Raw genomic sequence first — 23,939 nt, forward strand, 5'->3', positions numbered from 1 at the left:
ACGGCGTATTGACCGTTTGCCATGGCGCGGGGTCACGCTCGACAAGAACGGCCGAGGTCGTATAGGACGACTCGGCACACCTTTTCGAGCCGGCCTGACCCTTTCGAGCCCCGCGATTACATGACAAAGCCCAAGCGATATGATCGGATCGCCTTCGTAGCCAGCGCGGGCACCGAGGCCCAGGAAGCCTATACGCAACTGACCGGGTTGTACGGCAATTGCGCACCCGATGAAGCCGACGTCGTCGTGGCGCTCGGCGGCGACGGGCTCATGCTGCAAACGCTGCACCAGAACATGCGCACGGGAAAGCCGATCTACGGCATGCACCGCGGCACTGTCGGCTTCCTGATGAACGAATTCTCGACGGTCGACCTGCGCGTGCGGCTCGAGGCCGCACATGTGTCCGTGATCCATCCGCTGCTGATGCGCGCCACCGACGTGCAGGGCGCGGTTCACATTCATCACGCCATCAACGAGGTCGCCCTGTTTCGTCAGACCTATCAGGTGGCGCGGCTGAAGATCCTGGTCGACGAGCATGAGCGCATGTCCGAACTGATGGCCGACGGCATCATGGTGGCGACACCTGCTGGCTCGACCGCATACAATCTCTCAGCGCAGGGGCCGATCCTGCCGATCAACGCCGCCCTGCTCGCCCTCACGCCGATCAGCCCCTTCCGTCCGCGCCGCTGGCGCGGCGCCCTTCTTCCCAACACGGCCTATGTCGTGTTCGAGGTGCTCGATTGCGAGAAGCGCCCCGTGGCGGCGGTCGCCGACCATGACGAGGTGCGCGACGTGCGACGCGTCGAGGTGCTGTCCGACAAGACCATCTCGATGCGGATGCTGTTCGACCCCGGCCACAGCCTGGAAGAGCGGATCCTGCGCGAGCAGTTCGGCTACTAGCACCAGCCTCGGCAGGCGGGAGGCAACGCTTCATTAACCTCGGACGCGATATGGTTAACGAAGTTTGACCGCTTCGGCCTGGGCGTCATGTTCCGCATCGATTTCAACAAGCTGCGCTTCCTCGTCTGCGACGACAATCCGCACATGCGCCGCATCCTGCGGACGCTGTTGCACTCCTTCGGCGCACGCGAGGTCTATGAGGCCGAAGACGGCGCGACCGCGCTCGAAATGTACAGCCACTACGTGCCCGACATCGTCATCACGGACTGGGCGATGCCGATCTTCGACGGGCTCGAGCTGGCGCAGATGATCCGGCAGCCGGAATCCAAGGGTAACCCCTACGCGCCGATCATCATGCTGACAGGTCACTCCGAAAAACGCCGCGTCACCGTGGCGCGCGATGCCGGTGTCACCGAATTCCTGGCCAAGCCGATCTCCGCCAAGGGCCTCTACCAGCGCATCCTGAACGTGGTCGCCAACCCCCGGCCCTTCATCAAGACCAAGACCTATTTCGGGCCCGATCGCCGCCGCAACACCAGCTCCGCCTATATGGGCCCCGAACGCCGCGTCGGCGAAAAGCACGAGGTGCTGCAGCAGCCTTCGCTGCTCGACAAAGCGCGGTCCTCCATCTAGCGAGCGTTCTCAACCATCGAGGCAGGCATCATGGCCAAGAACAGCCCCAGGGACATCGAGGTCAAGGCCTTCGCCACCCACCAATTGATCACGCAGCCCAATCCGCTGCGCAAGGTGCTGCGCCGGGTCGGAGAGAAGGACATGGACGATCCGGTCGGTCGCGCCGAGCAGGCGCTCGCCGGACTCTCCGGGGAGTTCAAGGACTGGATGGCGGTCGAAGCCGGACGGCTGGCTGCGGCCTACGCGGCCGTGCAGACGGACGGCTTCACCAGGGAGGCGCGCGACGAGCTGTTTCGTGCAGCCCACGACATCAAGGGCGATGCCGCGACGTTCGGTTATCCGTCCGCCGCGGTCATCGCCGAAAGCCTGTGCCGCGTCATCGAGCATGCGCCGGATCTCGCCAGGGTGCCGAGCGAGCTATTCTCGCACCACGTCAACGCCATTCAGGCCATCGTGCACGAGAACACCAAGCTCGACAGCCTGAGCGTCTCGAGCGAGCTCAGCCGCCGCCTGCGCAGCGTTGCCGACGACTATCTCGCCCACGTCAACCGCGACCGCCCCGAGCATCTCGAAGCGATTCTGGCGCCGAGCATCGTGCCGGGAGAATAACGTTCCGGTCACTCCCCGTCATTGCGAGCCACCGGGTCCGCGCGTAGTGCGGCCCGATGACTGGCTCCGCGAAGCAATCCAGAATCCCTCCTCGCAAACAGCCTGGATTGCTTCGTCGCTACGCTCCTCGCAATGACGGAATTTAGTTGCTTGTTCGCCTTGGCAACGGCTATCGCTACGCCGCGATCAAATCATCATACAGCGGCGCGATCGCCTCCTCCGCGACGAGCTCGTCGCAGAACAGGCGCGCTTCCTCGCGCGCCGACTCGGTCGCGAAGCGGCGCAGCAGGATCAGCAGCGGCTCGGTCGCGCCGCGATCGGTCTCGCAATGGGTGAGCACGCGCTCGACCATGCGCCTCCGCAGCCGCGCAGCGCCATCGTGGCTGTCGACAAAACCGTTCTCGTGGCAGGCCTCGAGCGCGACCTGGAACGCCGCGAAGGTCGATTCCGGGAAGCCCGCGCGGCGCAGCAGCGCATGCAGGCTGGCTCCGCCGCGATCATGCAGCAGCGCTGCCACGCGCGCCGGCGGCAGCTCCGACAATTCCGCAAGCGCCGCATTGAACAATTCGAGATTGCCCGACAATAGCGCGCGCAGGATCAGGCCGGCCGTGAGCTGCGACGTCGCGCGCAGGTGGCGTACGAGGCCTTGCATATCTTCACCACGCGAGCGCGCCGCGATGTTGACGGTGGAGCGGTCGCGGGCCTCGGTCGCGATGCGCTCGGCGCGATCGGCACTCAGCCAGTTGCGGGCGATCACGAACTGCGCCAGCGTTTCGGAGAGCTTTGCGACCAGCGCCGCGCGCGTGGCCGCGGGCAGATCCTCGAGCACCAGCAGCGCCTCGCGGATCGCGGCGAGATGGCCGTGACGCTCGACGATGCGATCCCAAGAGAACGGCGCGAGCTCGGCATAGGGATTTTCGATCAGCTCGAGCGCGGCCGCCGCGCAGCCGACCTCGGCGATCGCGGCACAGACCGACGCCGGCAGCGCGATGCGGCGGGCGATGGCGCATTGCACCTCGCAATTTCCGGTCGCGGCGATGTCGACGAGGTCGGCATCGATCAGGAGCGGCGAATGTTCGAGCACGGGAAGCGCGACCGAGGGCTGGTCGGTCGACAGCGCCTGGACGATGGCCGCTGGCGCCTCCGTCGAGCGTGCAAACGCCTCCGCCATGGCCTGGCGCACCAGCGGCGACGGATCGTCGAGCAGCATCAACAGCGCGCCTTCGGCGGCGACGCGATCGTCGTGGGAAAGATCTGAAATCAACCAGGCACGGGCCAAAGCCCGTGTTGCCTCTGCCCGCTCACCGGCGGACGCGGTTCTGATCCAATTGATAAACTGCCGAACGATCATTGTGCCCCGGCCTACGCAACCAAACGCGACGGCGCCCCGTCACCTGCAAGACAAAATAAACCACGACGCTTAACAAAGCGTTCACCATAACCGACTGGTTTTATTGACGTTTTGTTAAGGGCTGCAAATTTTGCAGCGCGAGACTAGCTCGAGAAGGTGCCGCTGCGATCGCTAAAGAGGTCGAGCGGCTGCGGCGCGCGAACGTCGGGCGTCGTATTCGTAACTGACGTGAGCGAGGCGTTATTGCCCCACAATTTCTGCACCGTGGCCGAGACGGGCTGCGTGCTGTCGCCGGGCTGATAGATCGAGCGAAACACCGGTGTGCCCGGCGAATTGTCCGCCACCGTTGTTGCCGAGGTCGCGCTGCCGGGTGTGGCCACGCGCGTGTCCGGGAAGGTCTGGAGATAGGCGGCGTTGTCGATCAGCGGCGTGGGCTGCACGCCGTTTGCGCTCGCGACCTGCGTCGTCGACCGCGTGTCGCCGTACATCGCCATTGCGCTCCGCGTCGATTTCGAATTCGCAGCGCTGGCATAGCGTGAATCCAGCACCGAATAGACTTCGGAGACGCTGCGCGCGCGGCCGTCCCTGGCGTAGAAGATCGAACGGTTGGCCGCGGACGCATTGGGAAACAGCCGCGCGCCCACGGCTTGCGGATTGTCCTCGGCGTTGGCAATCAGCTTGGCCGCGCCGCCGACGCCCATGAAGTGCGCCATATAGAGCTCGCTGTCGCTCGGACGGCGGCCGAGCAGGCCCGTGAGCTTGAAGCTGTTCGACTGCGTCAGCACGGCGGCCATGCTCGATGCGGCCTGCGGATCATCGCGCAGCTTCATGATCGAGCTCCGCATGGTCGGGTCGGTGACCGTGTAGCTGCCGGAGGAAGTCCTGGTGATGGCATCGGCATAGCTGCCGTAGCCGAGCTGGGTGCCGGCCTCCTTCACGGTGCCGAGCCAGGTCTGGTCGATGAACTGATAGAGCCCGTGCGCGGACGAGGTCGACGCACCCGCGGTCGGATTGAAATCCGATTCCATTTTGGCGGTGGTCAGCATGTATTCGAAGCTGACGCCGGTGAGATTGGAGGCCTGCTTGATCGCGCCGGTCACACGCGCCCGCGACGGATCGATCCCCGCCGTCGTCGTGGCACTAGAATTGTCGACCGACATGTTGCGCAGCCCCGCTCCGCGCGGCGTTGATAACGCCGGCAATTCGGCGTCATGTCGTCTCACGGTGGGACAGGTATGGTTAATGCGAAGTTAATTTCGCATCCCCCGTCATTCCGGGGCATCACCCGGCGATGGACCCGGAATGACGGAGGTTATTTCTTATAGACCGCGCCCGGATCGAACAGCCGCTCGGCCTCGACGAAGACGAGCTTCGCGCTTCCGCCATCGGCCTCCACCTTGCGGTAGAAGCACGACCGGCGGCCGGTATGGCAGGCCGCGCCAACCTGCTCGACCCGGATCCAGACCGCGTCCTGGTCGCAATCGGTGCGTATCTCGACGACTCGCTGGGTTTGACCTGACGTCTCACCTTTTCGCCACAAGGCGTTACGCGAGCGGCTGAAGTACCAGGCCTCGCCGGTCGCAATCGTCTTGCGCAGCGCCTCGTCGTTCATGTGGGCGACCATCAGCACGTCGCCGGTCGCGGCATCCGTTGCCACGCAGGTGACGAGACCGGCCGCGTCGAATTTGGGCTGGAAGCTCAGCCCTTCCTCGATGTCGTGGGAGTGCGTGGACACGAGACCTCTCGCAAATTCATGGCGAGGGTCAGCGCTGTGAGCCTCGCACCAGGGACAGGAAGCGGGCCTGCTCCGCCGGATTGTCGCGGAACATGCCGGTGAAGCGGCTGGTGAACGTCATCGCGCCATGCTTGGCGACGCCGCGCACCGACATGCAGGTATGCTCGGCCTCGACCAGCACCGCAACGCCGCGGGGCTTCAGGATCTCGTCGATCGCGGCCGCGATCTGCGCGGTCAGATGCTCCTGGGTCTGGAGCCTGCGGGCGAAAATGTCGGTCAGCCGCGCGAGCTTGGACAGGCCCACGACGCGCTCGACCGGCGTGTAGGCGATGTGTGCCTTGCCGTAGAACGGCATCATGTGATGCTCGCACTGCGAGGTGAACTCGATGTCACGCACCAGCACGAAGTCGTCATAGCCGGCGGTCTCGCCGAAGGTGCGGTCCAGCACTTCGGCCGGGCACTGGTGGTAGCCCTGATAGAGCTCGTCGAAGGCCTCGACCACGCGGCGCGGCGTGTCGAGCAGACCCTCGCGGTCGGTGTTCTCGCCGATATAGGCGAGCAGCGTCTTCACCGCCTGCTCGGCCTCGGCGCGCGCTGGGCGCGGCTGGTCGGCACGGACGGCGGCCGCGAGAAATTCTGCAGGATCAAGCTCAGCGGGTCGATCGACCTGCTTGTCGGAAGGCTTGCTCGGGCGGATGGGTTTGATCAACGCGTCCATGTCAACTCCGTTCGACGGCCTTGCGGCCGGAGTGTCACCGGCAGACGGGGCGGTCAAGCCGCCGGACGCCTGAGAGAACAACCAAATTGAGGCGATCAACCGCCCTCGCCTCTACGTCGGATGCGGGGTGCTCGACCACCGCCGACAAGGCCACCGGGCTGTTTTTCCGCCAGTTCCAACCCTATATAAGACCGAGGACGGCGGCCGCCAAGGCCGATCCCGCCGGAAGCCGCCCGGAAGGTCTCGGACTCCATCACATGCTGAACGACATCTATAACAAGCGGATCATCGAACTGGCCGGGAATATCCCGCGTCTGGGTCGCCTCTCCGATCCCGACGCCAGCGCCACCGCTCACTCCAAGCTGTGCGGCTCGACCGTGAAGGTCGATCTCAAGATGAGCGGCGACACCGTCACCGACTTCGCCCACGACGTAAAGGCCTGCGCGCTCGGACAGGCGTCTTCATCCATCATGGCAAGTCACGTGGTCGGCTCGACTGCGAGCGAACTCCGTGAGTTACGCGAAGCCGTTCGCAAGATGCTGAAGGAAAATGGCACCCCGCCGGACGGAAAATGGGCCGAGATCAAGTTCCTCGAGCCGGTCCGCGACTACAAGGCACGCCACGCTTCGACACTGCTGACCTTCGATGCCGTCGTCGACGCCATCGGCCAGATCGAAGCGAAGACGAAACAGCCGGCCGCGGCGCAGGACTAGGTCACTGCTCGCGTCATTCCGGGGGCGGGCGCGAAGCGCGGGCCCCGGAATAAGCAGACCAGTTGTCGGGCTTACTTCTGTGACGCCGGGCCAGGCGCCGACGCACCGCCGGTCGCCACCATTGCTTCCGCCGTCTTGGTCGATCTGACCTGCTGCTCCGGTTCCGCCGCAAAGCGATCCTGCGCCTTCGGCGCAGCGTCCGCCATCGCAGGGGCCGAGACATCGACATGCGGCAGCACGTCAGAAGCGGCATCCGTCGTTACTACATTGGTGAGCTTGAGCTCGGCCGCATCCAATTCGTGCAGATCTTCCCACGGCGGCACATTCAATGCGAGCGACAGCAAGTCGCCGGCGCCGCCCATATCGAAGGTGTACTTGGCGAGCCGGCCGATGTCGCGCTCGACGATCATCAAGTCCTGCGCGCTGTAGCTTGCGGCCCGCGCGTCGTCGGCGCGGTCGCCCATCCAGATCTGATGCACGCGGACATGGGCCGCTTCCGGCACGAAACGCGTCTTGCCGGCCAGCAGCAGGAACACGCACATGGACTCGCAATACGCCTCGGGCGCGACTACTGGACGCGCGCCCTGCCCGCCGCGGTTCTGCACGCTGATGCCGACGGTGGTCAAAAGGCCGAGGTTACGGAAGCGCCGCCCAAGCGTGATCGCGTCGTTGACGGAACCACCGCTGGAGTCGAGCACCACGGTCGCGCCGCCAAGCTGGCGCCCGCGGGCAAAATCCTCAAAATCCTTCGGCGTATCGGCTGTGATGATGCCGACGGCGCTGACCCAGCCGCGGCAGTTCGGCTCGCATGCAATCCAATTGAATTTCATGGGCAGCTTGCGCTCTTCGAGCGTACCGCCGGCATGCGCGGAAGAGCTGAAGGTCGCGACCGCGCCCGTCAGCGCGACGCAACAAGCAGCGGTTCCCACAAGCAACCAGCCGCGAAGATCAAGCGACTTCAGAAGTCTCAACGTGGTTCCTTCCCCAAGCCTCAAAAGCGATCAGGCAAGCCCCATGTAACGTCCGACTCTGTATCACACGGCCGTCACAAAAAATGTATCCGGGGGAATACAGATCGTCCATAGGTACTTGCTGCACTGCCCCCTAAAAGCATGCAAAATATGGCGTCCGCGCAACGGCTTGCTGTTCCCTGCGCTGGAACCGCGCAACACCTCGCACAGCTTCGCAGCAAGGCGCACATGAAGCGTTCAGCGTCAGAACCGGATCGCACCATCGTCGCATCGCTGCTGCGGCTGCCGCGCATTGTCGGACGCGGGCTGATCTGGCTGTACCGACACACGCTGTCCCCGCTCGTCGGCTACAACTGCCGCCACCTGCCGACCTGCTCGGCCTATGGCGATGAGGCGATCGAACGTTTCGGACTGTGGGCCGGTGGCTGGATGACGCTCGCGCGGCTGTTGCGCTGCCACCCGTTCGGAACGTCAGGCATCGACAACGTGCCGCTGACAGCCCCGCAAGGCGCACGCTGGTATCTGCCCTGGCGCTATGGACGCTGGCGCGGCGTCAACGCTCCCTGATTTCGTCGCACCGCTTCCAAGCGTGCCCTGCATCTCTGACGTGCAGGGAACCGCGAATGCTAGGATCGCGTTGTTGTGATGCTCCCCATCGGGAGGAAACAACAATGCGCTGGAAAATCAGCCCCCATGGTCACGACAGCAGGACCATCGACCTGCTCGCCATCATCGCGCTGCTCACCCTCGTCCTCGGCTCCGGCTGGTACCTGGCAACGAGCCTCGCAACCCCGCCAAGCACGACGGCCTTCATCGTTCCGAGCCAGAGCGTTCACTGGTAGCTAGAAGCATGATCCGGAAAGTGTGAAGCGGTTTCCTCGCGACAAACGCGGAACGCGTTTGCGCGGAGATCATGCTCAAACAAATAACCTGAAGCGCGATCTCATCGCGCTTTAGCGAAACCAGAAGAAGCGTCCGGGCGGCGGCGGGATCGGCTCGGGCGGACGCGGCCGCTTCGGACGGACCGGCTTTGGCGGCGGTTCAGCCCACGAGGTGGTCTCGGCCGGCACGGCCTCGCTTCCCGGCACCTTCACCGACAGCAGCAGGTTCGATTCGTTCATGCGCCAGCGATAGCCGATGCCGAAATCGATCGGCTGGGCACGCGTGAAGAGCTCGGCATAGCGTTCCTGATAGCGGCCTGGAAATTCCGCAATCGGGCCGAGATAGCGCCCGAACGGGAAGAACCGCCATTGCCGCGCATTGTAGTTCGCGAGCGGAACGCCGGAATCGTCCTGGATGATGGTGGCGCTGTTGGCAAGCAGCCAGTCGCGCACGGTCGTGAAGTTCCCGGCATGCAGGAGATACGACGCGCTCTTGAGCAGGCTGTTGCCGGGTCCGAGCGTCTCGCAGAATTTCAGGAAGCCGGCCGCGCGCGCGCCGGAATTGGAGAGATCCGTCGAGAAGTAATACAGCGTCCGCGCCTCGCCATCGCTGCCGGCGAAGGTGATGCGCACGCCGTGGGTGGCGTTCGGACCTGCGTTTTCGCCTGCGACATGCAGGCCGCCCTTGTCGTCGATCGAGATCATCTCGACGTTGCGGATCGTCTTCCCCGAACGCGCCAGGAAAACGTAGAGGATCGGCAAGGTGCCGTTGACCTCGTTGGCGTGCAAGTCGACCTTCATGTGCTTGGTGATGAAGAAGCTGAAGCTGAGGATCGAGCCAAGCGAGCGCTCGACATTGTAGAGCGCGGGCGCGATCGCGCCCCGCGGCACACGCGTCAGGTCGGGAACGTTGCCGACCGGCTCGAGCGCGCCAAGCACGTAGGTGCTCGCCTTGGAATAGAATGCGTCGGCGTAGAGGAAATCCGGCCCCGAGAACATGTAGAACATGGTCGGCCTGGGCGCGGCCAGATTGACGTCGGACCAGGCGCGGATCTTCGAAAGCTGGCGCTGCTCGAGCTGGGCGAAGGCGCCGTCGAAGAACTTGGCGTGACGCTGCCAGGATGGATCCCTGGTCAGCGCCACAAGCGGAGACTCCGCGGATGGCTGCATGCCCGCGAGGAAGCGCGCCGTGTCGTCGGCCGTGACGGTGCCGGCCGCACGTGCGGGGGTTACGACCGCGAACAACAAGGTGAAGGCGACAGCCGCGATCTTCATGGGTCGAAACATGTCTATTCGCGATTGTGTGAGGTTGCAGCGGCGTCCGGCCGCCTGCGGAATATGGCGTAGATCAACAGGCCCGAGAGCATGATCAGCATGCTCGACAGCGACTGAACCGGCCGCTCGGTCAGCAGATAGTACATCATGAAGGCGGTCACGAGCAGGAAAACCACCGGCGTGACCGGGTACCCCCAGGCGCGGTAGGGCCGCGGCAAGGCGGGATCCGTAAAGCGCAGCTTGATCACCCCGAGCACGGTGAAGAACGAGCAGAACAACAGCGCGAACTGGATGAAGTCGAGCACCGCCTCGAAGCTGCGCGTGAAGAGCAGGAGGTTGGCGACCGCGAGCTGAAACAGGATGGCATAGGCCGGCGCGCCGCTCGCCGATTTCCGGGAGAACACGCGGAGCGCAGGAATGTCCTCGCCCATCGTCATCATGACGCGCGGACCGATCCACATCATCGCGCTGATGGAGGAGATCAGGCCGATGCAGATCATGGTGCCGACGATGCGGCCGCCGAGGTCGCCGAAGATGGCAGCGCCGCTGATGCTCGCGACCTCGAGCTGGCCGGCGAGCTTGTCGATCGGGGTTGCGTAGAGAAAGACCGCGTTCAGCGCCACATAGAGCACCATCACGATCAGCGTGCCCGCTAGCAGCGCGCGCGGAAGGCTCTGCTGCGGCATGTGCAGCTCGCCGATGATGTAGGTCGCCGCGTTCCAGCCGGAGAAGGAGTACATCACGAAGACGAGCCCGATCGCGAAAGGCGCACTGGTGATGTGGCCGAAGTCGCCCGCCGCCGGCACGAACGATACCGGCTGCCGCACCCCGATCGCAAAGCCCGCGACCAGGAAAGCCACGATCAGAATGACTTTCAGAATCGTCGAGACGAGCTGAAAGGTCGATGAGTGTTTGACGCCGGTGAGCTGCACGATCGACACCAGCCACACCACGCCGATGGCCAGCGGAATCGGCGGCAAGGCCGGAATGACGGACTTCGCATATTGGCCGAACGCCATCGCCGCGAGCGCGACCGGTGCGGCAAAGCCGACGGTCGCCGAGACCCAGCCGGCGAGAAAACCGAATGCGGGATGATAGGCGCGGCCGAGAAAATTGTACTCGCCGCTCGAGCGCGGAAACATCGCGCCGAGTTCGCTGTAGGAGAACACACCGCATAGCGCGACAATGCCGCCGACCGTCCACAGCAGCAGGATCGAGAAGCCGGACGGGATGTCCTTGACCTGGAAGCCGAGGCTCGTGAACACCCCGACGCCGACCATGTCGGCGACGACAATCGCAGTCGCCACGAGGACGGAAACGCCGGCCCCGCTTCCGAGACGCCGGCCCGTCCACGCCGCGCTTCCCGCATCTGATGCCGTCATCGCCGTCCTTAGCTGAGGCCTCGCGCCTCTCCCAAGCATCGTGCAGATTGGTCCAGTCAATTCAAGCAGGGTTAACAAGGGCTAAATGAGGCAATCGAACGCGGTATCTCAGCACCACACATGTACCTTGCCATGCAATAAATCTGCTGCGGAGCTGCGAAGGCCGGCTCCCCCTCCCCACAATCGCGACACGATTGCGTGGTCATTTCAAGCGTTCCGGATGTGGGGAGTTTTCTCCGGAAGCTTAAGCTTAACGTCGCCTAAACGCCAGTCGGCTCAACTAGCTCAAGATAGCCGATTGCCTTGGGGTTAGTGGGTGGATGGTCGGGGCCGATCCGAGAGTCGAAACAGCCATGAGTGCTGACCGGGCGAGATCGCCCGGCATGCATCGTCGTGCGTTTCGATTTGCCTGCCGGATCGGCCTCGCCTCAGTCCTGGTGCCGCTCTCGCTGACGCTGGTTCAATGCGGCAAGGCGCCCAACCCGGCGATGCTGGCGGCGAACTCCCAGGCAACCTCCGAGGCCAATACCCAGATCGTTGCCAAGACCAGCACGCAAGTCGCAAGCGGCGACACGTTCGAGGATCGCTTCCCGGCCCCGCAGTTCAACGAGCGCTTCCCCTCGGCAAGCGAAAGCTTCCTGCAACGGCAGATGTCGGACTTCTCGCCGAAGCGCGCGGTGCAGGAGCCGGCGCCCGCCCGCTACAAGGTTGCCTCGCTCGAGCCGCAGGTGCCCTATCAACGTCCGCAACGCGACGACCTGACGACGCTCGTCAGCATGAAATCGTCCGCCTTCCCGTATTTCGGCAACAATCCCGCCTCCGACGCGCCCTTCCTCAACATCTCCAAAGGCGATCGCCGCGGCCATCGCAGCTATTCGGGACGGGTGTTCTGGCAGGACGAAACCTACAATGACAGCCGCGTGCTCGTGCACGTGCCCGAGCATTTCGACGTGCGCAAGCCTGGGGTGATCGTTGTGTTCTTCCACGGCAACGGCGCGACGCTCGAGCGCGACGTGCGCGACCGGCAATTGGTGCCGCAGCAGATCTCCGAGTCCGGCGCCAACGCCGTGCTGCTTGCACCGCAGATGGCGGTCGACGCTGCGGATTCCAGCGCCGGCAAGTTCTGGCAGCACGGCGGGCTCAAGCGCTTCATGGAGGAGTCGAGCCAGCATCTCGCCCGCCTCTACGGCGATCCGAACACTGCGCGCGCCTTCGCCAACATGCCGATCGTCATCGTCGGCTATAGCGGCGGCTTCCTGCCGACCGCCTGGAGCCTCGAGGTCGGCGGTATCAGCGACCGCGTTCGCGGCGTCGTGCTGCTCGACGCGGTCTATGGCGAACTCGACAAGTTCGCCTCCTGGATCGAGAGCCACCGCTCCGGCTTCTTCGTCAGCTCATACACCCACTACACCGCGCGGCGCGATCGCGAGCTGATGAGCATGCTCCGACAAAAGGGCATCAGCGTCTCGGAGGACATGGACGGCCCCTTGCGTTCCGGCAGCGTGGTGTTCGTCGAGACCGGCGACGGCATCAGGCATCGCGACTACGTGACCCGCGCCTGGACGCAGAATCCACTGAAGGACGTGCTCGTCAAGATGTCGGCGACACCGTCGCTGGCGCTGACACGCGTGGCCGCGAGTGCGCCATCCTCATCGAGCCGCTAGCCCGGCGATCGCTGCTCGCGCCACCACACTCCAAGGTGCCGCCTGCTGATCAAAATGTGATGTTGATGGCCCGAGCCCCCGGAGTGCCCGGGATTGTTTCCCCTGACGATGCCCATAACGTGGGCTGGGGATTCGGTAAGGGCCTGAAGTTGCGTGAGGGACTCTACAAGGCCAACTTTCACACCGTGCACGGCACGGGGTGCGGGGTGCTCTATGTGACGGACGGCAAGCTCCGCGGCGGCAATTCCGCTTTCGCTTTCATCGGCACGTATACGGGCGAAGGCGAGAGCATCAAGGTCAAGATCTCGACTGAGCGCTACAACGACGACCCGACCTTCCGCCCGCTGTTCGGAACGGACAGGATCACCCTCACGCTCAGCGGCCGGGAAGACGGCGAGATGGCGGAATTCGAGGGCAGCGCTCTGCAGCTTCCCGGCGTCGCATTCCGGGCCGTGCTGACCCGGATCAGCGACTAGCCGCGGGTCAGCACGCTTCTCTGATCAGGCACCAATCAGTTCTTGGGGAGCTTCGGGATGCTTTCCGCAAAGCCGTTGAAGCAGGCCAAGCGCTCGTCCTCTTCCTTGAAGAAGCGGCAGTCGGCGACGCCCTTCGCCTTTGCGGGCTTCGGCTTCGGCTGGGGCGGGATCACCCCGTCGTAGCAGTTGAGCCGGTCCTTGGTGCCGTCGTCGAGATCGAGACAGGCCTGCAGCCTGACCGCGGTGGACTGCGGCTTGCCCTTGGGCGCGGCCGCCTCCGGTTTGCCCTTGGCCGCCGCCTCCTTGGTACCCTTGCTGGCCCCCTTGGGCTTGACCTGCACCAGCGGCTTGTCGCCAACCATCGGCGTGTCGGTTTGCGCAAAAGCGGCGGCCGAATACAGCACCGCGACAAGCGCCAGAATCATCCTCATGTCAGTCAGCTCTCGTTGGTCCCCAACCCTCGCCTTCTAGCGCCCTCCTGCGCGGTTTGCCAAGCGTCCGCTGAGGAGAAAAGCCGGATGTGACGGGCTTTGCACTATGCCGCGGCCGTCGCCACGGCCTGCCGGGGCCGGGTCAACCCGACAACGGCAAGCGCGAGAACGACGAAGCCGGCCGCCACGAAGCCGATGGTGTGCAAGAGATCGCGCGCGAACAAGGCCCCGCCCGCTGCGGAGCCCACGGCCTGCCCGACATAGAGCACGGACGTATTGAGCGAGACGGTGGCCGGCGCCAGCGACGGCGCTGCCGCGACCAGGCGCACCTGCTGCATCGAGTTGGTCGAGGCAAAGCCCAGCCCCCAGATCGCGACCGAGAGGATCATCAGTGCAAAACTGCCGGCGCCGAGCGCCCATCCGGCGATGCCCGCGAGCAACAGGCTCGTGAACAGAACCGAGGTCCTGTAGGGGCCCCAGGTATCGACGATCCGCGTGGCAATGAGGAGGCCGAGGAAGCCGCAGATACCGTAGACGCCGAAGGCCAGACCGACCGCATCGGGACTGGCATCCGTCAGCTTGTTCAGGAGCGGCCCCATGAAGGTGAAGATCACGAACTGCCCGGACATCTGCAGCATGGTGATCGCAAACAGCAGCACGATGGTGCGATTGCGCCCGACTTCGCCCCAGGTCTTCAGATCGACCGGCGTGCCCTTCAACCCCTCCGGCAGCCGCCACAGCAACAGCAGGAAGCTGAGGCAGCCGAGCGCGCCAATCGCGCCGTAGGATGCCCGCCAACCGTAACGGCTGGCGATGAAGGTGATCAGCGGCAGCCCGACGGCCGCGGCAATCGACCATCCAAGAAACACATAGGCGATCGTGCTGCCACGCTTTTCGACCGGCACGATGATCGCCGCAGTGCCTGCGGCCTGCGGGGTATAGAGCGCGCCGATCGCGAGCATCAACAGGCGAATGGCGAGCAGGCTCGTATAGTCGGGTGCGAGGGCCGAGCCGATATTGCCGACGGCAAGCAACGCCAGCGTTGCGGTGAGCAGCATGCGCCGCTCGATCCGGCTGGTCAGCCACGCCGTCAGGGGCGAGCCGATGCAGAGCGTGATGGCGCCGAAGGTGATCAGAAGGCCCGCTGTGCGGATGCTGATGTCGAGCTCCGACGACAATTCAGGGAGCATCCCGGCCGGCGCGAGCACCGCGCAGCCGGTGACGACATTTCCAAGCATCAGGGCGGTTGGCGCGAAGCGGCGGGAAGCGGGATCGGATTTCATGCAGGTGCATGTAGGTAGCATCGGCACGGCGCGGAAGGTCCGACCATGTCTATTTCGCCGGATCCACGATGTCGCTGCGCGCACCAGCCGTGTTCACCTTCGCCGGCGCGCAGGTAGCGAGCAGCCGGTCGAGTGCCACCGTGAGCCCTTCGTTCGAGAGCCGGCTGGTGCGGGATGGCCCGGCGCCGTCGGGCCCCTGCGCCGCCTCCGTGAAATCGAAGTGTGGCGCATCCGACAGCGAAAGCAGCGTGGCCTTCCTGAATTGCGTGCCCCAGAACTCAAATCCCTGCAGCTTGACTGGAATCGAGATGAGCGCCAGCGAGTTTGCGCTTCCCAGCGCCACACGAACCGAGGCAGGGCTGGCCGCGGACGCCGCAGGACGCCGGAACTCGAGCGCGAAGCGATCGAGGTCGAAGCATGTGAGGCGCCAGGCAATCAGGCGAAAGGATTTGTCGGTGTCATTCCGCTCGGCGACAACCTTCTGGACCATGCTGCGCATGCCGAATTCGAACAGCCACGGCGTTTCCACGTGCTCGCGCCGGTCGATGCCGAACCGCACGATCTCATCGCGCGTGAGCATGTGCATGTCCTCATATCTCACGGTGTCGGCAAGCCTGAGCAGGGCGAGGTCGACGCCCATTTTTTTGATGTAACTCGTCAGCAACTGCTCGGCCCGATCGAGGCCGCGCCTGGTGGCTGCCGCGCGCATCTCCGCTGTCGGCGCCTCGACCCGGAAATGCGTCACGACCTTCGGCGAGTGCACCCCGAGCACGGCATCCGGTGCAATCTCCCGTGTCGCAGCTCCCAGCATCACATAAGGACAGGCCGAGGCGCAGACTGCCCCGCGGGTGGAGAGGTCACCATGCAATTCGCGCCCCGCGGCCTTCACCTTCAGACATACGTCACTGTCCTGCGCCTCGAAGCCACACTCTTCCGCCATCGTCCGCCCGACCCGCGCCACCGCGGCCCGCTCCCGGAGCATGGCACCCATCGCAACAGCCTGATCCAGATTGCCGCCGGGTGAGGCGAAATAGATCGGCAGGCGGCGATCGGGAACCTTTTGCAGGAATTTGCGAAACCGCGGCGCGGCTCCGGCGTCGATTGTGCCTTCTGCAGCGATCCAGCGGTCGCAGCCGCGGCCGCAGGCATCGGGCCCTCCTTTGACGACATAGAACGTGATTGGCCGCTGCGAGGTCGGCGGCGTCTTTGGCCGCATTTGTGGCAGCGGGCGTCCCGGCAACGGCTGACTTGGCTGCGGCGTCAGAGGGGCCCGCGAGACGCGGCTCAGGGCCGGCGCGGCCCAGGCAGGACCCAACGTTGGCCCGCCGACCAATGTCAGAAATGTGACGATGACAATGCCGGCGCCGCCCCTGAGGCAAGTCGATCCAACGAACGTCACGAAGCAACTAACCCCAAAACCGCAGCCCATTCCCGACAAGTCCCATGAAACAACAACCTGTGGACGCATGCAACGTCAAGGTGCGTCTGGCGTCCGGCTCTGAAACGGGACGCAGGCAATTTCCTCGTTTTGCCCGATTGCGCAGGCCGAATCGCCTGATATACCGCTCGTTCCCGCTTACCTGCGCTCGTTCGCAGGAGTGAGCTTCAGGAGAAATGTCATGTCCGACGACCACAAGTCCGAATCCGGTTTCCAGTACAGCCTCAGCAATTTGAAGCCCGTGACCCCGGCCGCCAAGGTTACCCTCACCTTCCCCGACGGCGCCAAGCGCCAATTCGACAAGAGCATTACCGGCCTCGACATCGCCAAGGGCATCTCGCCGTCGCTCGCCAAGCGCACGGTGGCGATGGCGCTCGACGGCGCGCTCACCGATCTCAATGATCCCATCGAGTCCGATGCCAAGATCGAGTTCGTTGGCCGCGAAGATCCCCGCGCGCTGGAATTGATACGGCATGACGCCGCGCATGTGCTCGCCGAGGCCGTGCAAGCGCTGTGGCCGGGGACTCAGGTCACCATCGGCCCGGTGATCGAGAACGGCTTCTATTACGACTTCTTCCGCAACGAGCCGTTCACCCCGGAAGATTTTGCCGCGATCGAGAAGAAGATGCGCGAGATCATCGCGCGCGACAAACCCTTCACCAAGGAAGTCTGGGATCGCGAGAAGACCAAGCAGGTGTTCCGCGACAAGGGCGAGGCCTTCAAGGTCGAGCTGGTCGACACCATTCCCGGCAATGAGCCGATCAAGATCTATTTCCAGGGCGACTGGTTCGATCTGTGCCGCGGCCCGCACATGACCTCGACCGGCAAGATCGGCAACGCCTTCAAATTGATGAAGGTGGCGGGCGCCTATTGGCGCGGCGATTCCAACAACCCGATGCTGACCCGCATCTATGGCACCGCCTTCGCCAAGCAGGAGGACCTCGACGCCTACCTCAAGCAGATCGAGGAAGCCGAGAAGCGCGACCATCGCAAGCTCGGGCGAGAGCTCGACCTCTTCCACTTCCAGGAGGAAGGTCCGGGCGTGGTGTTCTGGCACCCCAAGGGCTGGACCATCTTCCAGCAGCTCATCGCCTATATGCGGCGGCGCCTGACCGGCGACTACAGCGAGGTCAACGCGCCGCAGATCCTCGACAAGGTGCTGTGGGAGACCTCCGGCCATTGGGGCTGGTACCGCGAGAACATGTTCGCGGCGCAGTCGGCCGGCGACGAAGCCGAGGACAAGCGCTGGTTTGCGCTCAAGCCGATGAACTGCCCCGGCCACGTGCAGATCTTCAAGCACGGCCTGAAGAGCTACCGCGACCTGCCGATGCGGCTCGCCGAGTTCGGCGTGGTGCATCGCTACGAGCCATCTGGCGCCATGCACGGATTGATGCGCGTGCGCGGCTTCACCCAGGACGATGCGCATATCTTCTGCACCGAGGAGCAGCTTGCCGACGAGTGCCTGAAGATCAACGACCTGATCCTGTCGACCTATGCCGATTTCGGCTTCACCGGCGACCTCACCGTCAAGCTGTCGACCCGCCCCGACAAGCGCGTCGGCACCGATGCGATGTGGGATCATGCCGAGCGCGTGATGGCGACGGTGTTGCGCGAGATCCAGTCGCAGAACAATCACATCAAGACCGAGATCAATCCGGGCGAAGGCGCCTTCTACGGGCCGAAGTTCGAATACGTGCTGCGCGATGCCATCGGCCGCGACTGGCAGTGCGGCACCACGCAGGTCGACTTCAACCTGCCGGAGCGGTTCGGCGCGTTCTATATCGACCATGACGGCGGCAAGAAACCGCCGGTGATGGTGCACCGCGCGATCTGCGGCTCGATGGAGCGCTACATCGGCATCCTGATCGAGCACTATGCCGGCAACTTCCCGCTCTGGCTCTCGCCGGTGCAGGTGGTGGTCACGACCATCACCTCGGAAGCCGACGAATACGCCAAGCAGGTGGTGGAGCAGGCACGCCGCGCCGGCCTGCGGGTCGAGATCGACCTGCGCAACGAGAAGATCAACTACAAGGTCCGCGAGCACTCGCTGGCCAAGATCCCGGCGCTGCTCGTGGTCGGCAAGAAGGAGGCCGAGACGCACTCGGTCTCCGTCCGCCGGCTCGGCAGCGACGGCCAGAAGGTGATGCCGACCGACGAGGCGATCGCCGCGCTGGTCGACGAGGCGAGCCCGCCTGACGTCAAGCGGGCACGCGGCGCTGCCTAAACCACCGGTGCCGCCGTCGCGACCGGGCGTCCGGCGGCGGCACTTCCCGGCAAGGCTACTTCAGCGCATTCGGCCAGATAGAGGAACATGGTGGCGAGCAGCCCTTCCATGGCCACGCGCCCGCGCGGCAGGATGGTGATTTCATCATTGGCGGCCCCGCCCCGCCGCAGCAATCCCTGCGCTTCGGCGTCCCGCAACAGCGTGAACACGTGTTTGCGGGACACCGAGAACCGTGTCGCCAATGCCTTCATGGACAAGGGCACGGGCTTGACCGGCGGAAACGACTCGTCCGCCGGACCCGCCAGCGCCAGGCTGAACAAGACCATCATTCCGGCGCTGCGCTCGGCAAAGAGTTCGAGTTCGGGGGCGTTATCGAGCACGCGCAAGCCCGCGACAAAGCGGCGGCCGAGCTCGATCGCAAATGCACCCACGAAAGCGGGATCATCGACGGCGGCCCGATAGGCCCTCGCCTGCGGGATCACCATGCCAATGGCATCAAAATGGGCGCTCCATCGGACCCGGTGCAGTGTCAACAGCTTCTCGGTCGGCACCAGCGGCCGCCGGCGCCGGTCACGGTCCGGCGCGGCCGAAAGCAACCCGGCCGCACGCATCAACGCCAGCATGGCCTCGCAGCGTCCGCGGCTGCACAGGCCTAGGCGGACGCACAGGTCCTTCATGGCACCGACGGTCAGCCCCGGCTCTGTGGCGCGCCGTCGGCTGTAATGAAGATAGAGGGCAACGTGCGGAAGCACAGCGCGGGCGCGGTCGTTGAGCAGCGCATTCAGGATGCGGTCGCCCCGGTAGAGCGAGACCGAACTTTGCGCACAAGCCCGGATGGCAGCGGCGAAGGCGGGATGACCGCGCAAGGCGGCAACGGCATCGGGAGAAGGAGTTAACGCGGCGTCCGACATTCCCGGTTCACATCACATGCGGATCTTCCTGCCGCGCTTTGGCAACTAGCAATTCATGCACACTCTTACAATTGCCACCACTCTTGATGACGGCGGCAATGCAGAGGCGGCATCGCCGGTGTTGCACGCAAGCCACGGCGCGCTGGAACGATAACGATCTGCGGAATCCACCCAAAAAGTCGCAGTTCTCGCAAGCCCTCTTGGTGGCTACCCGTCCTTGGTCGCAGGTCGGATTCACCGGATGCGTCTTGATGCAATGGGGGTGCAGTGCTGGTCGCGACGAAGCAGCTTTGGCTGGCGACGGCGCTGTCACTGGCTGCAGCGAGCCCTGCCTTCGCGCAGGCGACCGAAGGCGGCGCGGGCGGCAGCAGCTCTGCCTTTTCGAATGGCGGCACGAGCTCGGCAACCAGCCAGGGCGGCTACGGCGGCGACTCGCCGGCGGTCATCCGCGGCGGTGGCGGCGGCGGCGCCGGGGCGTCGGGCGGCGGCGGCGGATCGGGCTCCGGCGGCGCGGTCGGCGGCAATGGTGGCATCGGTGCGGGGCTTAGCGGGGGCGGCGGCGGCAATGGCAGCAGTGGCAATAGCGGCGGCGGAGGTGGCGGCGGCGCGCATGGCGACGTCGTGACCGTCGACACCGTCAACGCCGCAACGACAACGGGCGGCGCGGGCGGTCATGGCGGTTCGAGCACGGGCACCGCGAGCGGGGGCGGCGGAGGCGCCGGCGGCTATGGCGTCGTGGTCGATGGCAGCGTCCTCACCTACTCCAACAACGGCACCATCGGCGGCGGTAACGGCGGAAACGGCGGCGCCAATACCACTGGCAACGGCTTTGGCGGCAACGGAGGCGACGGCGGATACGGTGTCTACCTGACCGGCAGCAGCATCCTCAGCAATTCCGGGACCATCGCGGGCGGAAACGGGGGCGGCGGCGGAAACGCAACCTCCAGCACCCAGAACTCGGCCGGCGGCGACGGCGGCAACGGCGGCACCGCCGTCACTTTCGCCAGCGGCGGCACGCTGATCAATTCGGGCACAATCACCGGCGGCACGTCCGGCGCGCCTGGTGCCGGCTCCTCCTCAAGCTTACCCAATGGCGTGAAGAGTGACGGGGAGGCTGGCTCGGCCGGCGACGGCGTCGTCGGCGCCAATCTCACGATCATCAACAGCGGCACGATCTCGGCCGGCGTGAACCTCGGCGCGGCGGTCGACGCCAACGCCATCACGTTCACCGGGGGCAGCAACATCCTCGAACTCTGGGCCGGCTCGGTCATCAACGGTAACGTCGTCGGCACGGGCACCGATACGTTCCGGCTCGGCGGCTCGACCGACAGCACCTTCGACGTCTCCGGCATCGGCTCGACTGCGCAGTATCAAGCCTTTTCGAGCTTCGTGAAGACCGGCGGCAGCACCTGGACCCTGACAGGCACGACGACGGCGACGACGCCGTGGAGCATCAATCAGGGCACGCTTGCGGTCAGCTCCGACGACAACCTCGGCGCGGCATCCGGCGGGCTCGCCTTCGGTGGCGGCACGTTGCAATTTCTAGCGGGATTTTCCAGCAGTCGAACGGTGACGCTGAATGCGGGCGGCGGCACGATCGACACCAACGGCTACGACGCGGCACTCGATGGCGCCGTCGGCGGCACCGGCGGCCTCACCAAGATCGGCAACGGAACTCTCGCGCTGACCGGCGTCAACTCCTACTCCGGCGGGACGGCCGTCAACGGCGGCACTCTCGCCGTTGCTTCCGACTCGAGCCTCGGCGCGGCGTCGGGCGGCCTCTCCCTCGACGGCGGCACGCTGCAATTCCTGGCTGGATTTTCCACCGCTCGAACGGTGACGCTGAATGCGGGCGGCGGCACGTTCGACACCAACGGCTTCAACGCGACGCTTGATGGCCCAATCGGCGGCGCCGGAGGTCTAACCAAGATCGGCAGCGGGACGCTCGTGCTGGCCGGCATCAGTTCCTATTCCGGCGCGACGACAGTCAATGCCGGCGTGCTCGACGTCGAGGGCACGATCACCACCTCGGCGGCGACCGTCAACGCCGGGGGCGCCCTGACCGGCGCCGGCACCCTCGCGCCGCAGACTCTGACGGTCAATGCCGGCGGCCTACTCGCGCCGGGCAATGGTACGTCGGGCTCGTCGTTCACGATCATCGGCAACCTCGCCTTGCAATCCGGCGCGATCTATCTGGTGCAGCTCGATCCGGCGGCGGCATCGTCCACGAACGTAACCAGTGGCGCGACACTCGGCGGCGCAACCGTGAAGGCGGTCTTCGCCAATGGCAGCTATGTCAGCAAGACCTATACCATCCTCACCGCAGATGCCGGCATCTCCGGCACCTTCAGTTCGCTGGTGAACACCAATCTGCCTGCGAATTTCGCGGCCAGCCTGAGCTATGACGCCAACGACGTCTTCCTCGACCTGACCCTGAGTTACACCATTCCGAGCGGCCTCAACCGCAATCAGCAGGCGGTCGGCAACGCACTGACCAACTTCTTCAATGCGAACGGCGGCATTCCGCTGGTCTATGGCGCGATGACGCCGGCGGGCCTGACGCAGGCGTCCGGCGAACTCGGGACTGGTTCGCAGCAGACCACGTTCAACGCGATGAATGGATTCATCGGCTTGCTCATGGATCCCTCCATGCAATGGATCGACAGGCCGGGCGGATCGAACGGCACGAGCGGCTTTGCGGCGGACGATTCCGCGACCACGCGCGCCAATCGCAAGCCAACCGACGCCTTCGCAATGCTGCCCCACCCGCGCGAAGACACCTTCGCCCAGCGCTGGAACGCGTGGGCGAGCGGTTTTGGCGGCTCGCAATCGACCAGCGGCAACGCAGCCCTGGGCTCGAACGACACGACAAGCCGCATCTTGGGCACCGCGGTCGGCGCCGACTATCGCTTCTCGCCGCAAACGCTGGCCGGCTTTGCGCTGGCAGGCGGCGGCACCAATTTTGGCGTGACCGGTCTCGGTTCGGGTCGCTCCGACCTGTTCCAGGCAGGCGCCTACCTGCGCCACATCGTGGGACCGGCGTATATCTCTGCCGCCCTCGCCTATGGGTGGCAGGACATCACCACCGACCGCAGCGTCGGCGTCGACCGTCTGCGCGCCGAGTTCAACGCCAATGCCTATTCGGGCCGCGTCGAAGGCGGCTACCGGTTTGTCGCACCTGTGGGCACCGGTATTGGCCTCACGACCTACGCAGCAGCCCAGGCGACCACCTTCAATCTGCCGGCTTACGCCGAACAGGTCGTCTCCGGCGCGTCGACCTTTGCGTTGAGCTACGCCAGCAAGACCGTGACCGACGCCCGCAGCGAGCTCGGCCTTCGAAGCGACAAGTCCGTCGCCGTGCCTGATGGCATCCTGACATTGCGCGGCCGCCTCGCCTGGATGTACGACTTCAACCCGGATCGCTCGGTCGCGACGACCTTCCAGTCGCTGCCGGGCGCAAGCTTTGTAGTCAACGGCGCGGCGCAGGCGCGCAACGCCGCGCTCACGACGACGTCGGCCGAACTGAAATGGTCCAACGGCTGGTCGGCCGCCGCGACATTCGAAGGTGAGCTCACCGCCGTCACGCGCTCCTATGCCGGCAAGGGTGCGGTGCGCTACGCTTGGTGAACTGCAACGGGCGCAGATCACAATCCGTCTAGATGGGGGGTCTACGGTCTCGTGGCCAGCAGGATCGCGTGCTAATGCGATGGCCAAAATTGGCCCCATGAAAGAGATACCCGTGCCCGACGCCATCGAATTGTTAAAGACCCGCCGCTCCGTCAAGCCGCGCGAGATGGCTGGGCCCGGCCCCTCGCCGTCCGAGCTCGAGACGATCCTGACCATCGGCGCGCGGGTGCCGGATCACGGCAAGCTCGCGCCCTGGCGCTTCATCGTCTTCGAGGGCGAAGCCCGGATGCGCGCCGGCGAAGTGATCGCGCGCGTGTTCGCGCGCAAGAATCCGGGCGCACCGGCGGCCGAGATCGAGGTCGAGAGGAAGCGGCTCACTGACGCGCCGCTCGTCATCGGGATCGTCAGCTTCACCAAGCCGCATCCGAAGGTGCCGGCCTGGGAGCAGGAATTGTCGGCCGGCGCCAGCGCCATGAACATCGTCACGGCCGCGACCGCGCTCGGCTATGGCGCGTGCTGGCTGACCGGCTGGTTTGCTTTCGACCGCGACGTGCTGGAAGGGCTCGGGCTGAAGCCGGATGAGAAGCTCGCCGGCCTCGTGCACATCGGCAGGCCGACCAAGCCAAGCGAAGACCGCCCTCGCCCGGCACTCTCGGAGATCGTGACGCGGTTTTAGTCGACTTCACCCAGTTGACGGACCGCTCATCTTCCGGCTTT

General features: G+C 65.0%; 22 protein-coding genes. 11 read left to right on the forward strand and 11 right to left on the reverse strand.

Annotated features, from left to right (window positions below; all coding sequences use genetic code 11):
• Positions 1–120: 120 nt before the first annotated feature.
• The 3 genes from YUU_RS0129585 to YUU_RS0129595 all read left to right on the forward strand — a co-directional run bounded on the left by YUU_RS0129585 (position 121) and on the right by YUU_RS0129595 (position 2,142).
• Complete coding sequence (locus tag YUU_RS0129585) at positions 121–900, forward strand: NAD kinase (protein ID WP_027525629.1); 780 nt, start codon at positions 121–123, stop codon at positions 898–900.
• A gap of 87 nt (positions 901–987) precedes the next feature.
• Positions 988–1,533 carry a response regulator gene (locus tag YUU_RS0129590; protein ID WP_027525630.1) on the forward strand — a complete coding sequence of 182 codons (546 nt, stop codon included), beginning with the start codon at positions 988–990 and terminating at the stop codon, positions 1,531–1,533.
• A 30-nt stretch (positions 1,534–1,563) separates the two neighbouring features.
• The gene (locus tag YUU_RS0129595) at positions 1,564–2,142 is read left to right on the forward strand and encodes an Hpt domain-containing protein (RefSeq protein ID WP_027525631.1); all 579 of its coding nucleotides are present in this window, start codon (positions 1,564–1,566) and stop codon (positions 2,140–2,142) included.
• A 175-nt stretch (positions 2,143–2,317) separates the two neighbouring features.
• Here the strand turns inward: YUU_RS0129595 and YUU_RS0129600 are convergent, their stop codons facing one another.
• The 4 genes from YUU_RS0129600 to folE all read right to left on the reverse strand — a co-directional run bounded on the left by YUU_RS0129600 (position 2,318) and on the right by folE (position 5,946).
• Complete coding sequence (locus YUU_RS0129600) at positions 2,318–3,493, reverse strand: DUF2336 domain-containing protein (RefSeq protein ID WP_027525632.1); 1,176 nt, start codon at positions 3,491–3,493, stop codon at positions 2,318–2,320.
• A gap of 143 nt (positions 3,494–3,636) precedes the next feature.
• Positions 3,637–4,653 (reverse strand): lytic transglycosylase domain-containing protein, encoded by a 1,017-nt coding sequence (locus tag YUU_RS0129605; protein WP_198031852.1) that lies wholly within the window; start codon positions 4,651–4,653, stop codon positions 3,637–3,639.
• A gap of 152 nt (positions 4,654–4,805) precedes the next feature.
• Complete coding sequence (gene hisI / locus YUU_RS0129610) at positions 4,806–5,228, reverse strand: phosphoribosyl-AMP cyclohydrolase (protein WP_027525634.1); 423 nt, start codon at positions 5,226–5,228, stop codon at positions 4,806–4,808.
• A gap of 28 nt (positions 5,229–5,256) precedes the next feature.
• Complete coding sequence (gene folE / locus YUU_RS0129615; RefSeq protein WP_027525635.1) at positions 5,257–5,946, reverse strand: GTP cyclohydrolase I FolE; 690 nt, start codon at positions 5,944–5,946, stop codon at positions 5,257–5,259.
• A 257-nt stretch (positions 5,947–6,203) separates the two neighbouring features.
• Between folE and YUU_RS0129620 the strand changes: the two genes are divergently transcribed.
• Positions 6,204–6,659 carry an iron-sulfur cluster assembly scaffold protein gene (locus YUU_RS0129620; RefSeq protein WP_027525636.1) on the forward strand — a complete coding sequence of 152 codons (456 nt, stop codon included), beginning with the start codon at positions 6,204–6,206 and terminating at the stop codon, positions 6,657–6,659.
• Between the two features lie 71 nt (positions 6,660–6,730).
• On the opposite strand, the gene YUU_RS0129625 is transcribed toward YUU_RS0129620, so the two are convergent.
• Positions 6,731–7,630 (reverse strand): hypothetical protein, encoded by a 900-nt coding sequence (locus tag YUU_RS0129625; protein WP_027525637.1) that lies wholly within the window; start codon positions 7,628–7,630, stop codon positions 6,731–6,733.
• Positions 7,631–7,858: 228 nt separating this feature from the next.
• Here YUU_RS0129625 and yidD point away from each other — a divergent pair, with 228 nt between their 5' ends.
• Positions 7,859–8,197 carry a membrane protein insertion efficiency factor YidD gene (gene yidD / locus YUU_RS0129630; protein ID WP_027525638.1) on the forward strand — a complete coding sequence of 113 codons (339 nt, stop codon included), beginning with the start codon at positions 7,859–7,861 and terminating at the stop codon, positions 8,195–8,197.
• Between the two features lie 104 nt (positions 8,198–8,301).
• Complete coding sequence (locus YUU_RS60405) at positions 8,302–8,472, forward strand: hypothetical protein (RefSeq protein ID WP_198031851.1); 171 nt, start codon at positions 8,302–8,304, stop codon at positions 8,470–8,472.
• 111 nt (positions 8,473–8,583) lie between these two features.
• On the opposite strand, the gene YUU_RS0129640 is transcribed toward YUU_RS60405, so the two are convergent.
• Both YUU_RS0129640 and YUU_RS0129645 read right to left on the reverse strand, forming a co-directional pair.
• A complete protein-coding gene (locus tag YUU_RS0129640; RefSeq protein WP_027525639.1) occupies positions 8,584–9,798 on the reverse strand; it encodes a hypothetical protein in 1,215 nt (404 codons plus the stop codon).
• Between the two features lie 2 nt (positions 9,799–9,800).
• Positions 9,801–11,168: an APC family permease gene (locus YUU_RS0129645; RefSeq protein WP_027525640.1), complete on the reverse strand. Its 1,368-nt coding sequence runs from the start codon at positions 11,166–11,168 to the stop codon at positions 9,801–9,803.
• 353 nt (positions 11,169–11,521) lie between these two features.
• Here YUU_RS0129645 and YUU_RS0129650 point away from each other — a divergent pair, with 353 nt between their 5' ends.
• A complete protein-coding gene (locus YUU_RS0129650) occupies positions 11,522–12,832 on the forward strand; it encodes an alpha/beta hydrolase (protein WP_245288125.1) in 1,311 nt (436 codons plus the stop codon).
• A gap of 119 nt (positions 12,833–12,951) precedes the next feature.
• Positions 12,952–13,308, forward strand: coding sequence for a GrlR family regulatory protein (locus YUU_RS0129655; RefSeq protein WP_245288126.1), 357 nt, complete (start codon positions 12,952–12,954; stop codon positions 13,306–13,308).
• A gap of 35 nt (positions 13,309–13,343) precedes the next feature.
• Here YUU_RS0129655 and YUU_RS0129660 read toward each other — a convergent pair whose 3' ends face one another.
• The 3 genes from YUU_RS0129660 to YUU_RS52080 form a co-directional block, all read right to left on the reverse strand.
• Positions 13,344–13,739: a hypothetical protein gene (locus YUU_RS0129660; RefSeq protein WP_027525643.1), complete on the reverse strand. Its 396-nt coding sequence runs from the start codon at positions 13,737–13,739 to the stop codon at positions 13,344–13,346.
• Positions 13,740–13,843: 104 nt separating this feature from the next.
• Positions 13,844–15,022 (reverse strand): MFS transporter, encoded by a 1,179-nt coding sequence (locus tag YUU_RS0129665; protein ID WP_027525644.1) that lies wholly within the window; start codon positions 15,020–15,022, stop codon positions 13,844–13,846.
• A 49-nt stretch (positions 15,023–15,071) separates the two neighbouring features.
• Entirely contained in the window at positions 15,072–16,238 is a 1,167-nt protein-coding gene (locus tag YUU_RS52080) for a hypothetical protein (RefSeq protein WP_051389941.1), read from the reverse strand.
• A gap of 403 nt (positions 16,239–16,641) precedes the next feature.
• On the opposite strand from YUU_RS52080, the gene thrS reads away from it, so the two are divergent.
• Positions 16,642–18,684 carry a threonine--tRNA ligase gene (gene thrS / locus YUU_RS0129675; protein ID WP_027525645.1) on the forward strand — a complete coding sequence of 681 codons (2,043 nt, stop codon included), beginning with the start codon at positions 16,642–16,644 and terminating at the stop codon, positions 18,682–18,684.
• Here thrS and YUU_RS0129680 read toward each other — a convergent pair.
• The gene (locus YUU_RS0129680) at positions 18,681–19,595 is read right to left on the reverse strand and encodes a hypothetical protein (protein ID WP_027525646.1); all 915 of its coding nucleotides are present in this window, start codon (positions 19,593–19,595) and stop codon (positions 18,681–18,683) included. The two genes, thrS and YUU_RS0129680, sit on opposite strands and share 4 nt — an antisense overlap.
• Before the next feature lie 267 nt (positions 19,596–19,862).
• Between YUU_RS0129680 and YUU_RS0129685 the strand changes: the two genes are divergently transcribed.
• Entirely contained in the window at positions 19,863–23,222 is a 3,360-nt protein-coding gene (locus YUU_RS0129685) for an autotransporter domain-containing protein (RefSeq protein ID WP_245288127.1), read from the forward strand.
• A 112-nt stretch (positions 23,223–23,334) separates the two neighbouring features.
• Positions 23,335–23,898, forward strand: a complete 564-nt coding sequence (locus tag YUU_RS0129690) for a nitroreductase (RefSeq protein WP_027525648.1) — start codon at positions 23,335–23,337, stop codon at positions 23,896–23,898.
• Positions 23,899–23,939: the final 41 nt, after the last annotated feature.

It is taken from the genome of Bradyrhizobium sp. Ec3.3, assembly GCF_000472925.1.
In the GTDB taxonomy this organism is placed as follows: domain Bacteria; phylum Pseudomonadota; class Alphaproteobacteria; order Rhizobiales; family Xanthobacteraceae; genus Bradyrhizobium.

What these genes read in the sequence shown, in the direction of transcription:
- YUU_RS0129645 (WP_027525640.1), bottom strand. Translation starts at nt 11,168, where the DNA reads ATGACGGCATCAGATGCGGGAAGCGCGGCGTGGACGGGCCGGCGTCTC.
- YUU_RS0129650 (WP_245288125.1), top strand. Translation starts at nt 11,522, where the DNA reads ATGAGTGCTGACCGGGCGAGATCGCCCGGCATGCATCGTCGTGCGTTT.
- YUU_RS0129585 (WP_027525629.1), top strand. Translation starts at nt 121, where the DNA reads ATGACAAAGCCCAAGCGATATGATCGGATCGCCTTCGTAGCCAGCGCG.
- YUU_RS0129660 (WP_027525643.1), bottom strand. Translation starts at nt 13,739, where the DNA reads ATGAGGATGATTCTGGCGCTTGTCGCGGTGCTGTATTCGGCCGCCGCT.
- folE (WP_027525635.1), bottom strand. Translation starts at nt 5,946, where the DNA reads ATGGACGCGTTGATCAAACCCATCCGCCCGAGCAAGCCTTCCGACAAG.
- thrS (WP_027525645.1), top strand. Translation starts at nt 16,642, where the DNA reads ATGTCCGACGACCACAAGTCCGAATCCGGTTTCCAGTACAGCCTCAGC.
- YUU_RS0129600 (WP_027525632.1), bottom strand. Translation starts at nt 3,493, where the DNA reads ATGATCGTTCGGCAGTTTATCAATTGGATCAGAACCGCGTCCGCCGGT.
- YUU_RS0129595 (WP_027525631.1), top strand. Translation starts at nt 1,564, where the DNA reads ATGGCCAAGAACAGCCCCAGGGACATCGAGGTCAAGGCCTTCGCCACC.
- YUU_RS0129640 (WP_027525639.1), bottom strand. Translation starts at nt 9,798, where the DNA reads ATGTTTCGACCCATGAAGATCGCGGCTGTCGCCTTCACCTTGTTGTTC.
- YUU_RS0129590 (WP_027525630.1), top strand. Translation starts at nt 988, where the DNA reads ATGTTCCGCATCGATTTCAACAAGCTGCGCTTCCTCGTCTGCGACGAC.
- YUU_RS0129605 (WP_198031852.1), bottom strand. Translation starts at nt 4,653, where the DNA reads ATGTCGGTCGACAATTCTAGTGCCACGACGACGGCGGGGATCGATCCG.
- yidD (WP_027525638.1), top strand. Translation starts at nt 7,859, where the DNA reads ATGAAGCGTTCAGCGTCAGAACCGGATCGCACCATCGTCGCATCGCTG.
- YUU_RS0129680 (WP_027525646.1), bottom strand. Translation starts at nt 19,595, where the DNA reads ATGTCGGACGCCGCGTTAACTCCTTCTCCCGATGCCGTTGCCGCCTTG.
- YUU_RS0129620 (WP_027525636.1), top strand. Translation starts at nt 6,204, where the DNA reads ATGCTGAACGACATCTATAACAAGCGGATCATCGAACTGGCCGGGAAT.
- YUU_RS60405 (WP_198031851.1), top strand. Translation starts at nt 8,302, where the DNA reads ATGCGCTGGAAAATCAGCCCCCATGGTCACGACAGCAGGACCATCGAC.
- YUU_RS0129665 (WP_027525644.1), bottom strand. Translation starts at nt 15,022, where the DNA reads ATGAAATCCGATCCCGCTTCCCGCCGCTTCGCGCCAACCGCCCTGATG.
- YUU_RS52080 (WP_051389941.1), bottom strand. Translation starts at nt 16,238, where the DNA reads ATGCGGCCAAAGACGCCGCCGACCTCGCAGCGGCCAATCACGTTCTAT.